This is a genomic window from Rhodococcus sp. MSC1_016 (assembly GCF_023667485.2).
Lineage (GTDB): Bacteria > Actinomycetota > Actinomycetes > Mycobacteriales > Mycobacteriaceae > Rhodococcus_F > Rhodococcus_F oxybenzonivorans.
Genome location: NZ_JAMOZI020000001.1, coordinates 2,441,606 through 2,454,559 on the forward strand (window position 1 = coordinate 2,441,606; position 12,954 = coordinate 2,454,559).

14 protein-coding genes are annotated in these 12,954 nt (G+C 64.3%); 4 read left to right on the forward strand and 10 right to left on the reverse strand.

Translation table 11 applies throughout. The features are described 5' to 3' along the window. Positions 1 to 172: 172 nt before the first annotated feature. From L1080_RS11365 to L1080_RS11390, 6 genes are all read right to left on the reverse strand, one after another. The gene (locus tag L1080_RS11365; protein WP_250768334.1) at positions 173 to 955 is read right to left on the reverse strand and encodes an SDR family NAD(P)-dependent oxidoreductase; all 783 of its coding nucleotides are present in this window, start codon (positions 953 to 955) and stop codon (positions 173 to 175) included. Between the two features lie 75 nt (positions 956 to 1,030). Next, the gene (locus L1080_RS11370; protein WP_250768337.1) at positions 1,031 to 1,417 is read right to left on the reverse strand and encodes a nuclear transport factor 2 family protein; all 387 of its coding nucleotides are present in this window, start codon (positions 1,415 to 1,417) and stop codon (positions 1,031 to 1,033) included. A gap of 49 nt (positions 1,418 to 1,466) precedes the next feature. Continuing rightward, positions 1,467 to 2,543 carry a maleylacetate reductase gene (locus L1080_RS11375; protein WP_250768340.1) on the reverse strand — a complete coding sequence of 359 codons (1,077 nt, stop codon included), beginning with the start codon at positions 2,541 to 2,543 and terminating at the stop codon, positions 1,467 to 1,469. Next, positions 2,540 to 3,436, reverse strand: a complete 897-nt coding sequence (locus L1080_RS11380; RefSeq protein ID WP_250768343.1) for an intradiol ring-cleavage dioxygenase — start codon at positions 3,434 to 3,436, stop codon at positions 2,540 to 2,542. Before L1080_RS11380 ends, L1080_RS11375 begins: the two co-directional genes overlap by 4 nt. Positions 3,437 to 3,450: 14 nt before the next feature. Continuing rightward, complete coding sequence (locus L1080_RS11385; RefSeq protein ID WP_250768346.1) at positions 3,451 to 4,176, reverse strand: SDR family NAD(P)-dependent oxidoreductase; 726 nt, start codon at positions 4,174 to 4,176, stop codon at positions 3,451 to 3,453. Positions 4,177 to 4,220: 44 nt separating this feature from the next. Next, positions 4,221 to 5,195: a sugar phosphate isomerase/epimerase family protein gene (locus L1080_RS11390; protein WP_250768349.1), complete on the reverse strand. Its 975-nt coding sequence runs from the start codon at positions 5,193 to 5,195 to the stop codon at positions 4,221 to 4,223. Between the two features lie 132 nt (positions 5,196 to 5,327). Between L1080_RS11390 and L1080_RS11395 the strand changes: the two genes are divergently transcribed. Next, on the forward strand, positions 5,328 to 5,978 hold the full coding sequence (locus tag L1080_RS11395) for a helix-turn-helix domain-containing protein (RefSeq protein WP_250768353.1): 651 nt from the start codon (positions 5,328 to 5,330) through the stop codon (positions 5,976 to 5,978). Between the two features lie 417 nt (positions 5,979 to 6,395). Beyond that, positions 6,396 to 6,761: a hypothetical protein gene (locus L1080_RS11400; protein WP_159922173.1), complete on the forward strand. Its 366-nt coding sequence runs from the start codon at positions 6,396 to 6,398 to the stop codon at positions 6,759 to 6,761. A gap of 585 nt (positions 6,762 to 7,346) precedes the next feature. Here the strand turns inward: L1080_RS11400 and L1080_RS11405 are convergent. The 4 genes from L1080_RS11405 to L1080_RS11420 all read right to left on the reverse strand — a co-directional run bounded on the left by L1080_RS11405 (position 7,347) and on the right by L1080_RS11420 (position 10,283). Continuing rightward, a complete protein-coding gene (locus L1080_RS11405; protein ID WP_159922171.1) occupies positions 7,347 to 8,330 on the reverse strand; it encodes a hypothetical protein in 984 nt (327 codons plus the stop codon). A gap of 9 nt (positions 8,331 to 8,339) precedes the next feature. Next, entirely contained in the window at positions 8,340 to 8,741 is a 402-nt protein-coding gene (locus tag L1080_RS11410) for a RidA family protein (protein WP_159922151.1), read from the reverse strand. Positions 8,742 to 8,770: 29 nt separating this feature from the next. Then, positions 8,771 to 9,604, reverse strand: coding sequence for a phytanoyl-CoA dioxygenase family protein (locus tag L1080_RS11415; protein ID WP_250768356.1), 834 nt, complete (start codon positions 9,602 to 9,604; stop codon positions 8,771 to 8,773). Positions 9,605 to 9,851: 247 nt separating this feature from the next. After that, entirely contained in the window at positions 9,852 to 10,283 is a 432-nt protein-coding gene (locus L1080_RS11420; protein WP_250768359.1) for an acyl-CoA thioesterase, read from the reverse strand. A gap of 230 nt (positions 10,284 to 10,513) precedes the next feature. Between L1080_RS11420 and L1080_RS11425 the strand changes: the two genes are divergently transcribed. Both L1080_RS11425 and L1080_RS11430 read left to right on the forward strand, forming a co-directional pair. After that, positions 10,514 to 11,944, forward strand: coding sequence for an MFS transporter (locus L1080_RS11425; protein WP_250768363.1), 1,431 nt, complete (start codon positions 10,514 to 10,516; stop codon positions 11,942 to 11,944). Positions 11,945 to 12,104: 160 nt separating this feature from the next. Further along, on the forward strand, positions 12,105 to 12,749 hold the full coding sequence (locus L1080_RS11430; protein ID WP_159922143.1) for a TetR/AcrR family transcriptional regulator: 645 nt from the start codon (positions 12,105 to 12,107) through the stop codon (positions 12,747 to 12,749). Positions 12,750 to 12,954: the final 205 nt, after the last annotated feature.

The following is a 12,954-nucleotide window of genomic DNA, read 5'->3' on the forward strand; positions in this document are numbered from 1 at the left end:
CTTAAAGTGTGACGCCCACCATACCATCTAGTTCAGTGTGACTGTCAATGTCGGGAAATCATGGAGTCGCATCGGACAATGTTCATTGCAGCTGAATACAGACGCGGTGGTAACCGATCGGACGAAGCCGATCGGTTACCACCGCGGTGTCTGCGCCGAGGAGGCCGGAGACCTAGAAGAAGACCTGCTCGCCACCGGTGAGGTTGAGAGCGGAACCGGTGGTGAACGAAGCCTCGTCGGAGGCCAGCCAGGCGACCATCCGGCCCATATCGTCGAGAGTGCCGAAACGACCCGTGGGTATTTTGGCGTCGAGGTAGTCCTGCAGCTTCTGCTCGAGCGTAATTCCCTCGCTCTGAGCGATTTCCGCGAACGACTTCTCCATCATCTCGGTGTACATGCAGCCGGGACAGATGGCGTTGACGGTGATGTTGAAAGGCGCCAGTTCCAGCCCGAGGGCCTGCGTCATCAAGATGACGGCCGCCTTCGATGCGGAGTAGACGCCCTCGTTGGGGCGGGCGAGTTTGCCGAGTTGGGAGGCGGTGTTGATGATCCGCCCCGACTTCTGCTTCTTCATCACCCGGGCAGCCGCACGGGAACCGTTGAAGACGCCGCCGACGTTGACGTCCATGGTGCGGCGGAAGTCTTCGTCGGTGACCTCGGCGATTGCACCGTAGGTGTAAATGCCGGCGTTGTTGACCATGATGTCCAGACGCCCGTGCGTCTCGACAGTGGAACCGACCAACTCGTCCACCGACGCCGCACTGGACACGTCGACCTTGGCGGAGCTGCTCTTCGGGCTGCCGGCGGACTGCAGCGTGCTGGCGGTCTCCTCGGCGCTGTGCAGGTCGGCGCAGACGACCGTGGCGCCGCGTCGGGCGAGTTCGACGGCGATGCCCTCACCGAGTCCACGGCTGGCTCCGGTGACGATGGCGATCTTGTTCTCGAGGGTGGACATGGGGAATCCAATCTGGTGTTCGGGTGGGGTGAACTCCGCAGGCACACCGGTGCACGGGGGTCGGGCGAGGGGGATTTACGCGGTGGGCACCGGGGTGGGCTGGTAGGCGAGGAATCGCCAGCCCTCGTCGGTGTACTTCCACACCGCCAGGCACCGGTTCCGCAGCTTCTTCTCGCGTCCGCCGGCGGTGATGCTGGCGTTCATCTCACCGATGACGAGCGCGACATCGTCGACGATCCGGATGAACTCGATCGGGTGGTCGATGTCGTGATAGACGTAGTAGCCCGACCGCACCTTGTCGAGGTAGGAGTCGAGGCTGTCCGTGTCCCCGGAGGAGTGCGAGTAGGCCAGGTCGGGATGACTCAGCTCGGCGAACCGAGCCAGGTCCTGCTCGACGATCGCCCGGTACCGGGCGTTTTCGAGGTCACGGATGGTGGTGGTCGCATCGTGGATAGCTGTCACGTCGGCTCCTGTGCTGTTCAGGGTGGGCGAGGGTAGGTGTCGTACCAGGTCATCGGCGGGTGGGCCGATCGCCGCGCAGAGCCTGGCCGAGGAGGTGGCGCAGCCCGTCCTCGGTGACCGGGGCCGGGTTCGAGTAGGGGTTGGACAGGACCTCGTCGATGACGGCAGGAAGTTGGCTTTCGCTCACCCCCAATTCTTCGAGCGAGTGCGGGATCTGCAGTTGCTGTTCGAGGTCCCACAGCGCGGTCGACGGGTCACCGTCGGTGCCCAGGGCCCGCTGCAAGGCGGCCCGCGCTGCCGGGGCGTGGGATTCGTTGTAGGCCAGCACGTAGGGCAACACGATCGCGTGCGTCTGGGCGTGCGGCAGGTCGAGGGATCCGCCGAGGACATGGCAGAGCTTGTGATGGAGCGACATCGTGGTCGCCCCCAGGCAGGCACCGCACAGCCAGGCCCCGTACAGGGCTTTCGATCGGCCGTCGAGATCGTTGCCGTCGGCGACCACCACCGAAAGCGATTCGGCGAAGGCGCGAACTCCCTCTTCGGCCATCAGCGAGATGATCGGCGAGGCGTCCGGGGCATAGAGTGCCTCGACGGCATGCGCGACCGCGTTCAGGCCGCTGGCGGCCGAGATCCCCGCCGGCAGCGTGGTAGTCAGCTGTGGGTCATAGATGACACTCTGCGGCAGCACCTTCGCGTCGCGCCCGGTCTGCTTGCGCCCGTCGCGGGTCAGACCCCAGATCGGGGTCATCTCCGATCCGGCGTAGGTGGTGGGGATCGCGATGATCGGTAGCCCGTGTTCGAGGGCGATCGCCTTGCCGAGGCCGATCGAGGAACCACCGCCGATCACCACGCAGCTGTCCGCGCCGAGCTCGCGGGCCCGGTCCCGGGCGCGGTCCGCGGTGTCGACCGGCACGTGCATGCGAGCCTGGTCGAAGATGCCGGCACCGCGGTCACCGAGATGATCCATGACGAGATCGGCCAGGTGCTTCTGCTCGGGAGTGCACAGGACCAGCGCCCGGCTCAGCCCGAGTCGGTCGAGTTCCTCCCCGATCTTGGTCACCGCGCCGACCTCGAAGCTCACCCGCATCGGCAGGGCCTCATAGTGGAAGGAGGTGGTGAAGGTCACAGTCCGGCCGCCTCTCGTACCTCGGATTCGAGCAGGGTCACATCGAAGTGGACCGTGCGGAAAGGATTGTCGAACCCGAGCTCGCGGGCGCGGTCCGGGTCGTCGACCACCGGGAACTCCCGGATCAGGCTTTCCTTGACCCCGAACACGACATCGGAGTCGATGTAAGGGGTGCCGTCGACGAACAGATGGGTGGTGACCGGTTCGTGGCCGGGTGCGGTGACGATGAAATGCACGTGCGCCGGCCTGTTGGGATGGCGTCCGGTGATGGCCAGCAGCTCCCCCACCGGTCCGTCGTCGGGTATGGGGTAGTACCGCGGAACAATCGAGCGGAACCAGAACTTGCCCTCGTCGTCGGTTGTGAACAACCCACGCAAGTTCAGCTCCGGCTGGATGCCGGGTTGCTGGACGTCGTAGAAGCCTTCGGCGTTTGCCTGCCAGACGTCCACACTCGCCCCGGCCAAGGGGGTGCCGTCCGCGCTGCGGACCTGTCCGGTCACCAGGCACGGCTCACCACCGTCGTCGAGGGCGATGGTGTCGCCGAGCTCGCGCGGCGGGGAGTCGACCATGTGGAACGGGCCCAGAACGGTTTGCTCGGTGGCGTGATCGAGGGCGCGGTGGTTGATCGTCTCGACCAGCATCGATACCCCGAGAACGTCGGAGAGCAGGATGAATTCCTGACGCACGTCGTTGCAGGTGTGTCCAGTGCGGGTGAGGAACTCGATGCCCGCGGTCCACTCCTCCTCGGTGAGCTGGACGTCCTTGACGAAGTCGTGCAGGTGCTGGATCAGGGAGGTCAGAATCTGGCGCAGCCGGGGATCGGTGTCGGCTCCGAGGCTGTCGATCACCACCTCGGCTGAGCGGCCTTCGGTGAACAGTCCACGATCGGTCATCGGTTCAACTCCTTTCACGGTGCGGTGTAGCCGCCGTCGACCGGCAGTTCGATGCCGGTGACGTAACTGGCCTCGTCGCTGACGAGGAACAATGCGCCATAGGCGATTTCGCGAGGATTGGCGGCACGCTTCATCGGGGTGGCGGCGATCACCTCGGCGGTGATCGCCTCGTCCTGAGCGTCGATCATCGGTGTGCTGGCCAGACCTGGGTGCAGGGAGTTGACCCGGATGCCGTCGCCGACGTACGACAGGGCGGCGTTCTTGCTCATCATCCGCACCGCGGCCTTACTGGCCTGGTAGGCCGAGACCCCGGCGGCGCCGACGATGCCCCAGATCGACGAGACGTTGACGATCGCGCCGGCGTGCTGGGCCTGCATGGTCGGCAAGACCGAGCGCATACCGTAGAAGACCCCGGTCTGGTTGACCGCGATGATGTGGTGCCAGTCGTTGAGGTCGATCTTGTCGATCGCCTCGTAGGAGCCGACGAGGCCGGCGTTGTTGACCAGGATGTCGATCCGCCCGTGCGCGGCGATCACCGAGTCGACGAGTCCCTGCCAGCTGTCGAGCTGGGTGACGTCGAGGCGCTTGAAGGTGATGTTCGGGTGATCGAAGGGCTCCGGCTCCCGCAGGTCGCCGACCACCACCCTCGCGCCTTCCTCGGCGAACAGTTCCGCCGTGGCGCGGCCGATACCGCGGGCTCCGCCGGAGACGACAGCTACCTTCTGTTCCAACCGCGCCATTGTGTTGCCCTCTTCTTTCGTGTTCGAATCGGTATCCGGCCAGGTCAGCGCAGGTACTTCATCGTCGCTTCATAGGCGGCGGGAACGGCCTCGCTGATCGGGAGCTTGCGGTAGGCGGCGGACAAGATCTCCACGCCGTAGATTCCGTCGTAGCCGGTCTTACGGATGGCGTCGACGAAGCCTTGGACGTCGAGTTCGCCCTCGCCGGGAAGCCGGCGGCCGTTGAAGGTGTCGGCGATGAGGTCACCTTCGAACGTCAATGGCGCATCGTCGAGTTCGACGTCGAAGATGTACTGCGCCGGGATATCGGCGAGAGTGTCGAAGTCGACGCCGGCACGGGCGACGTGCCAAATGTCGATCAACAACCCGCCAGCGGGATGATCGGCCTTGGCGATGAACTCGAGTGCCTGCTGCGGTGTCTTGACGTTCACGAACGGCATCGGCTCGAACACCACCGTGGTACCCGCGTTTGAAGCGTCGGTGCAGAGCTTCACGAATTCGGCCGCCATGTGATCCGCATCAAATTCACCACCACTGAAGTCGCCGCCGACCTTGATGTGACGGGCGCCGAGAGCTTCGGCGGCCCGGAACATGTTCGCGCGAATCTCGTCCGCGGCTGTCCGGCGCTTGTCGGTGAGGAACCAGTTCTCCAGGAACTCGAGCTCGAGGTGAGCGATGCCGTTGTCGGCGAGCATGGTCTTGACAGTGGGAAACCCGTACTGCTGCTCGGCGTCGAGAAGATCCAGGTACCCAATGCCCACGCCGGTGAATCCGGCCTTCGCGGCAACTTCGATGCGCTCCTGGAAGCTGTGCGGACTGCGATCGTTCTCCGCATTGCCGGCATCGGCGTCACCAGCGGTCGTCCACGTTCCAGCGATCAATTCGACCTTGCTCACTACCAAATCTTCCTTCCAGAGGGGTTGGGTGGATTGCATCCTGCGGTGTAGCGCAGGATCGCGACGATGCCAGACCGACCAACCAAACATTTCATCTTGGCTTAATTTTGTGACTCCAATCATGCAAGCCGTGTAGTGTGAATGTCAACATCGGGCGATGAACTGCGGTGTTGCACCACCGCCGGAGTTAAGCCAGAGTGGATATCCAGCGTCAGACACACAGAACGGGGCACAGTGGTGGAAGAGGAAATCGGCGTGGCCTTGAAGCGGGCCCGCCTGGACAAGAAACTGTCACTTCGCCAGGTCGCAGATCAGCTCGGCATCTCCACCAGCCTGCTGTCCCAGGTCGAGAACGGAAAAACCCAGCCGTCGGTGAAAACACTCTTCGGTCTCGCGACCGTGCTCGAGGTCTCCCTCGACCAGATCGTGTCCGGTCGCAGCGGTCTCGACATCGAGCTCCCGCAGAACCGCGACGCCGCGGCGGGTATCCAGCGCGCCGCAGACAATCCGGTCCTCGAAATGGAAAACGGGGTCACCTGGCAGCGGCTGGCAACCGGAGGGCGCACTGAGATCGAACCGCTCTATGTCACCTACGAGGTCGGCGCTTCCAGCTCGGTCGACGGCAAACAGATGCGCCACGACGGAGCCGAGTTCGCGTACATCCTCGAAGGCACGCTGCGGCTCCGGCTCGACTTCGACGAACATGACCTGGGCCCCGGCGACTCGTTCTGCTTCGACTCGAGCCGGCCACACCTGTTCTACAACCCAGGCACGGTACCCGCACGCGGCGTCTGGTTCGTCTTCGACACCGCGAGCCACACCGCCGACGTCAAATCGTTGCTAGACGCGATGCGAACCGCCAACGGAACCGGCCAGAGCCGCACCCATCTGCCCACGTTCAGGTAAACCCGCTAGCCTGTCCCCACATTTCGGCGATCACCTCCGCCTGATCCTGCCTGCGGGTGAGTACCCACTACCCGCGCCGAGGCCGCCGCGAACCAGCGCGTCCACCGGCGCGGACTCGGGAGCAGCTGGTTGACCCCTGCCGCGTATGCCGACTCTCTGCAATCACTGTGAACGTGGGCTTCTGGTCAGCCCTCGCCAGTGTGTAACGATCGAACCGGAGATGGTGATATCCACTCGAATGGATTCACGGAGATGCGAGTGGCCGTGGGACGGCCTTCCTCGCCGAAATGGGGGGCGATGTTGAAGTCTATTGGGCGGATTGTGTTTGCGTTTGCCGCGGTCTCTGTAGCCGCTGTGGTCGGTTGCGGGTCGGCCTCCGCCGCTCCGGTCCCGGTGCAAGCCGGTGATACATGGGCTATGGCCGAGGACGTCAGTCAATGCGGTGTTGCCCGGATCCCGATGACGGTGGGTCTGTCGAGCGGGTGGCCAGGTGCCGAGGCATACATTCTGCTGTCACCGGAGTTCTATGTGCCCGCGGAGCTGCGAGGAGCACCGCACGAACTGACCTCGTGCCTTATCCCGGTGACCGTGCATTGGGAGAACCTTGATACGGGCGCGGCGGGCAGTCGCACGGTCTATCCGATGGACAGCCGCCCGGATCGATATCAAACCTCGGGTAACGCGGCCTATGTCGCGTCGGGCCTCGGGCGCGTCCGGTTCTGGTTGAGTACCGCTACTGCTCACGTGTCCGCGCCTGCAATCGAAGCTGTCATCTCGCTCTGAGATCTGTTCGCAGCCCGCCTGTTTGATGTGAGCCGATGATTTACTCTCGAGAGATGACGGCATGAATCGAGGTCCTCACGTCGCTCACCACCGGCCAGGATGTTCTCATTCGGGCACCACTCGAGTGGTGCGCCCGAACGGGTCCGCAATGCCGAGGGATCCCTGAGCGGCACGGTCCTCAACTCGGCGTCGTTGGGTGGGTCAACTTCCGGCTGGCCGGTGGAGCCGGAAAACTCCGCTAGCGGAAGCCCGACCGGCGTGTTCCGGAAGCGGTCCCCAATTGGAAGCTTGACTGCTGTTGTCCCGCAAAGGTGGTCCGGTGGACCAAACCAATGCGGACAACACACCGCATGTCGAGCGGGACCGTCTGGGGTACTGCTTGGAGCTTCTTCAGGGATCCCGATGCCGAGGAATCCCATCTCGCCTACATTGCGATAGAAGTCCCTCGGCACGATGCCTGCGGCGAGTCACTCGTCCAAGACCTTCACGACCTCGGCTTCGGTGAAGGCCCGGGCGGTCCTCCGAAAGGCCCCGTGGTCGTCGTCGTGGTTCTCGCGGCGGAAATCTCAATCCTACCTCGTTGGTTCAGATACCGAGTCCTATCGGGGTGTGCTGGCCGCCCGGCAGCGCACCGAGCGCGCCGACGGCGTGCACGATGCGTGCGGCGGTACCCGGATAGGGATCGAGTGCCGGGGTGATGCTCAGGGTGCACTCGGAGTCGTCGCCCCCGATCGCGGTGACCGTCAAGGAGCGCTCGTAACCTTCGAAAGACCCCTTGGGCAGTCCTTTCCAGGCGATGCGGATGCGTTCACGACCGTCGTGGACCACTACCGCGGCCTCGTCGAAACCCACCCTGGTGCCCGGGCTGATCTGGATGCCCGCCACCTCGGTGGCGGCGTCCGCCGTGACGAATCCGCCGTACACCTTCGACACGTACCCGGTGAGGCCGAGGACATCGGCGATCATCTCCGCGGATTCTTGCAGCACCCCGCCCACAGGACCGGGTTGACCGTCTGCGAGTGTGCCGAGACCCATCTCGTCGGCGAGGACGCCTCGGCCCCACGCGGTGATGTCGGAGCGGGATTCGCCGACGATCGAGACCGGCGCGGGCAGCGCGCTGCTCAGCAGTGCAGGCAGCACGTCGAGCCAGAATCCGGGCAGCATGCCGGTGCCGACGATGCGCGCACCGGTTTCCTCGGCGCGCTTCTGTAACCGCGAGTACATCTCGGGATCGAGCTTGACCCGGGGATGGACGAAGCAGGCGTGTACGAGGTCGACACCGGCGTCGGCGCACAGTTCCATCGCCCGGTGCAGCACTTCACCTTTCAGGCCGGCGTAGGTCAGGACGTCGAAGTCGCCGGAGCGGATCGCGCCCTCGAGGTCGGTGGTCGCCGTGATCCCGGCGGCTCGACCCCCGGTGAGTGTGCCGATGTCCTGGCCGGCATGCTCGTCGAAGAAGACGATGGCAGTGGTCAGCGTGTGCGGGCTCGCCTCGATGGCGCCGACGAGCTGGGCGGCGGCGCGTCCGGTTCCGTAAAGTCCGACCCGGCGTGACTGCGTCGAATTCATTACCGCTCCTCAGTCGTTGGCGTAGGCGATGACGCGGACTTCACACAGCAGCTCCGGGCGGGCGAGGTGTGTGACTCCGACGCCGGTCCAGCACGGGTACGGTTCCTTGATGTATTCGTCCTTGACCCGGCCGAAAATTTCACCGTCTCGGGCCATATCGGTGTGATAGGTGAGCAGTTCGAGGATGTTGTCCATCGAGGACCCGGCCGCTTCGAGGGCCTGCTTGACGCCGTCGAACGCGAACCGGGCCTGGGCCTCGATGCCGTCGGCGGGCGCCGAGGTGGCCGGGTCGATGCCGACCTGACCGGACACCCAGATCAGGTCACCGACGCGGGTGGCCGTCGAGAAGTGCAGGTCATTGTGGTAACGCTCGGCACGCGGTCCGGGATTGAAGTTCTGACGCTTCGACATCGGGAAAGGATCTCCTGTTCTGGGATGGATTAGACGAGCTGCTGGAAGACCGGCGAGCGGAACGGGTTGCCTGCGTTCAGCTTTGCCATCTCGTCGGTGAACAGCACGCCGTTGCGCGCGTAGCGCGGGTTCGACTGCGGCAGTTCGCGGAACGTTGCATCGTCACCGAAGAATCGCAGCACCAGGGTGTGGCGATCGGGGCAATCGGCATCGACCGCAGCGCCGCCGTGCAGCGAGCGGGGGTGCAGGAACACCACGTCGCCGGGGTTGACTTCGAACGAGACGAGATCCCAGGAGTTCGGGTCCTTTTCCAGGTCCTTGTCTATCCACGGCAGCCGCGGCAGCGATCCGTCGCCGTACAGCGGTTCGGTGGGGTCGTCGGCGTTGGCGAAGCTGGCACCGTCGTACTCGATGCCCTTCCAGCTGCCACGCACGATTTCCAGCGAGTTCTTCTTGGGGACATGCTGGAACGAGATCCAGGCGTTGCCCCAGTCCGGGCCCGCCCACGGCAGGTTCGAGGTGTCCTGGTGAAATGGGCCGCGGCCGCTCGCGCCGTTCTCCTTCACGAACACCTCTTCGGCGTAGTACCAGACGTGCTCGGAGTCCCACAGCTCGGCAAAGAACTCGCCGAACGGAAGCCGGGTCACCAGTTCGTCGAGCCGTTCCTTCGCGGCCGGGTTGGCGTTGTCGATGTGGGTTTGCAGGCTCGTGCCGTCGAGGCGACGGAAGACGAACGGGCCCGGGTTGGCCACATTCCACTTGAAGACCTCGTACAGCTCCGCGAGCTGTTCCGGGTTGAGGAAGTTGCGGACAACGGTGGCGCCGTCTTCCCAGAAGGCCTTCTTGACGGATTCGTCGATCATGGGAGTCTCCTAATTCCTAGGGGGTGACGCAGACCACGCTAACGGGTAGACGGCATTTGCACAACATCTGTTTTGTAAAAGGAAACACACTGCAGCCCAGGGCTCCACGGCCGACATCACGCACGATCTACGCAGCCGAATCTGAACGGCGATTGGCCGGGACCGAAGCGACGGCTCACAGCTGGTATCGGCTCCGGTGCCCGCGAGTTCGACCTGGCCCGAATCCGACACCCACACGTTTACGGTGTTACGGCGCCGAGCCGAGCCAGGGGCTGAGGGACGCCGATTGCTCGGCGAGTGCTGCCTTCTCCGCACCGGTCAGTGGGCGGCCGACCGCCTCGTCCTGATCCCAGGCGACGATCACGCTGACAGCTTCGACCACCACCGTGCCCGAATCGGTCGTCAGTCGCTCCTGCAGTCTGATGCTCGACGAGCCGATGTGCTCCACCGCGAACGAGCCGAAGAGCACCCGTTCGCCGAGTGAGGCGGGGGCCCGGAAGTCCAGCTCGAGCCGGGCGACGACATACCCCCACCCCGGAAGCAGGGAGCCGACGACGCTGTCGAGCCAGCGGCCCCGACCATCGTCGAGGATTGCCACCAGGGCCACGTGCGAGACGTGCCGATACGCATCGACGTCGTTCCAACGCAACGGGATTCCGATGACCTGCGATGTGCCCATCCACCTCACCTGCTCACTTCTCAGGGCCCGACCGCCGACAGGCTCATGACGAGCCGACTCCGCGGCCGGCAACTCGGAGTTTACATAACCACTGTTGCGTTAATCATGGCGAGTCGATAATGTGGCGTGCGTCACCCGAACAGGGGGCCGGAGCCCCGGCGAGGGAGACCGTTCCGCTCGCAGGCGTCCCCCACGTATCGACGCCTCCATCCCCATCACACCGCGACGGTGTGATCGACATCAGTGAGCACACCTTGACACAGCAGCCCAGCACTACCGACCGTGTCAGCCCACCCCTGCACGGACCCGACATCGTCGCCCGACTGGACCGGCTCCCGGTACTGAAACCACACCTCCTGTGGATTGCCCTCATCGCGATCAATTTGATGATCGAGTACTACGACAACGGGCTTTTCATCTACATCGCACCGGCACTGCAATCCGACGCGAATCTCACCACCGGCCAGATCGGCACCATCGGCAGCGCCTTCTTCGTCGGCATGCTCGTCGGCGCGCTCATCGGCGGGCGACTGGCCGACCGGTTCGGTCGCCGCCCCGTGTTGGTGTGGGCGACAGTGGTCTACTCCCTCGCCTCACTGATGTCGGCGGCAATACCCGAATACTCCTGGCTCCTGGTCTCCCGGATCATCACCGGCATAGGTGTGCAGGCGGCGACCTCGGTCTTGCTCGTGTACATCGCCGAGATGTTCCCGTCGAAATCGCGGGGACGCTTCGTCGCGATCGCCACGATCGCCTTCACCCTCACCGCGCCCATCCTCGGCGCCCTGTCGCTGTACATGCTGCCCAACAGCGCGCCAGGAACGTGGCGCTACCTGTTCCTATTCGGCGCAATCGGCTTGCTGATCGCCCCCGCCATCCGCCTGTTGCTCCCGGAATCGGTGCGCTGGCAGGTCGGCCAAGGAAATCTCGACGCCGCCGACAAGCAGGTCGCCGACCTGGAAGGCATTGCCCGGCACGCGGGTAAACCGCTGCCGGAGCCCATCGTACGCATCGAAACCGGCACCCAATACACCTTGCGCGAACTGATGCGAAACAAGAAAATGCTTCGGCTGGTCGCCGTCGTCGGCTTCGGCTGGTTCGGCGCCACGCTCGGGCTCTACATGTATCAGAACTGGTCGGTCTATGTGCTGGTCGACTCGCTGCAATACTCCGAGACCGACGCCTACACACTCCAGTTCGTCTGGTCACTCGTGTATGCGCTCACTCCACTAGTCACCGTGTTGCTGATCGACCGGATGGAGCGTAAAACGCTGATTCTCTGGTCGTCGACGGCTTCGGCGTTCCCGATCCTGGCGCTCGGGCTCGCTACCAGCGATGTCGTGGTCGCCATCGCGGGCGGTGCCGCGGGCATTCTCACCGGTGTCGTGTTCTCCGTCTATTACGCCTACATTCCCGAAACAATGCCCACCGAGGCCCGAGGTCTGGGAACCGGCGTCATTTTCAGTCTCGGCCGACTGGGTGGCGTTCTCTCAGGCGTGCTCGGCGCCGCCATCTACAGTGCAGACGAATGGGGTCTCGACCGGTCGGGCCTGATGATCAGCGCAGCCGCGGTGTATATCGTGTCCGCGATCATAGTGTTCGGGTTCGGCCCGAAGACGGCCAACAAATCGTTGGAAGAAGTCTCGGCGCGCGAGTTGTGACCTGCCGACTGACCACAGTCGCGTACACGCGGGCCGCCCGGTCTGGAAAGGCCCGGCGGCCCGTTGTCGCCAGGAACCGAAACCGCGGTGGAACGCTGTTCGGCACCGTGCAGATGCCCGCGGGTCGATCCGGGGCGGCGGCGATGTGATGATGGGGACCATGCTGACGCAGACGAACGACCCGGGTGGTGCCGATCACACGGCACGACCGATGCGAGGACCCGGGCGCCCGGTAGGCGATCGCGAGGAGAAGAGGGCGGAGCTGCTCAGAGCGGCAACCAGCGTCATCGCCGAACAGGGGTTCGCGAGAGCGTCGCTTCGAAAAGTCGCCGAACGCGCTGGATATACGACGGGGGCGGTGACCTACTATTTCGCCAATAAGAGCGACCTCGTCCACGCGCTCGCGGAAAGCCGCTTCGACCGGTACGACACACTGCTCGATGCCGTCGCACCGGAGGCAGATATCCGTGGACTGCTGCAGCAATGGCTGGAAATGTCGGTCGGGGAGCCGGAATTCTCCCATGTGATGTCGCAACTGCTGGCCAATACGCAATTCGACGCGAAATTGCGGGAGACCATCGCTCGGCGATACGCGAGTTATCGTGCGCGCTTCGCCGATGTTGTCCGGGAAGGCCAGCGGCGCGGCACGATCCGCGATGACGTATCCGCGGTGATTCTCGTCGATCAAATCGGGGCGATGGGTGACGGGTTGGCGATCATCGCCCCCCTCGAGCCCCACAACTTCGGCGCCGACAAGATCGAGCAGATACTCGACGGGGTGATCCGGCTCATTTCTCCGCCGTAGCGGCGGTGAGCCGGAGCGAATTCAGCCTCGGCGCAGTTCGTGCTCGAGGACCTTGCCGGTGGCGCCCTTCGGGAGAGAAGCGCTCTTTCCTGCACCAATGTGCAGGTTCAGACATTCTTGCCGACACGAGTTCGAGAAACTGCTACGGCCGCTGACACGAAGTCGAGACGACTGACATCGAACTTGGGCGACGCTCTCGGTCCAC

Coding starts and splice junctions, on each gene's coding strand:
- L1080_RS11415 (WP_250768356.1), bottom strand. CDS start 9,604: ATGATCGACGAATCCGTCAAGAAGGCCTTCTGGGAAGACGGCGCCACC.
- L1080_RS11390 (WP_250768349.1), bottom strand. CDS start 5,195: ATGATTGGAGTCACAAAATTAAGCCAAGATGAAATGTTTGGTTGGTCG.
- L1080_RS11385 (WP_250768346.1), bottom strand. CDS start 4,176: ATGGCGCGGTTGGAACAGAAGGTAGCTGTCGTCTCCGGCGGAGCCCGC.
- L1080_RS11405 (WP_159922171.1), bottom strand. CDS start 8,330: ATGAATTCGACGCAGTCACGCCGGGTCGGACTTTACGGAACCGGACGC.
- L1080_RS11420 (WP_250768359.1), bottom strand. CDS start 10,283: ATGGGCACATCGCAGGTCATCGGAATCCCGTTGCGTTGGAACGACGTC.
- L1080_RS11365 (WP_250768334.1), bottom strand. CDS start 955: ATGTCCACCCTCGAGAACAAGATCGCCATCGTCACCGGAGCCAGCCGT.
- L1080_RS11430 (WP_159922143.1), top strand. CDS start 12,105: ATGCTGACGCAGACGAACGACCCGGGTGGTGCCGATCACACGGCACGA.
- L1080_RS11380 (WP_250768343.1), bottom strand. CDS start 3,436: ATGACCGATCGTGGACTGTTCACCGAAGGCCGCTCAGCCGAGGTGGTG.
- L1080_RS11410 (WP_159922151.1), bottom strand. CDS start 8,741: ATGTCGAAGCGTCAGAACTTCAATCCCGGACCGCGTGCCGAGCGTTAC.
- L1080_RS11400 (WP_159922173.1), top strand. CDS start 6,396: ATGGCCGAGGACGTCAGTCAATGCGGTGTTGCCCGGATCCCGATGACG.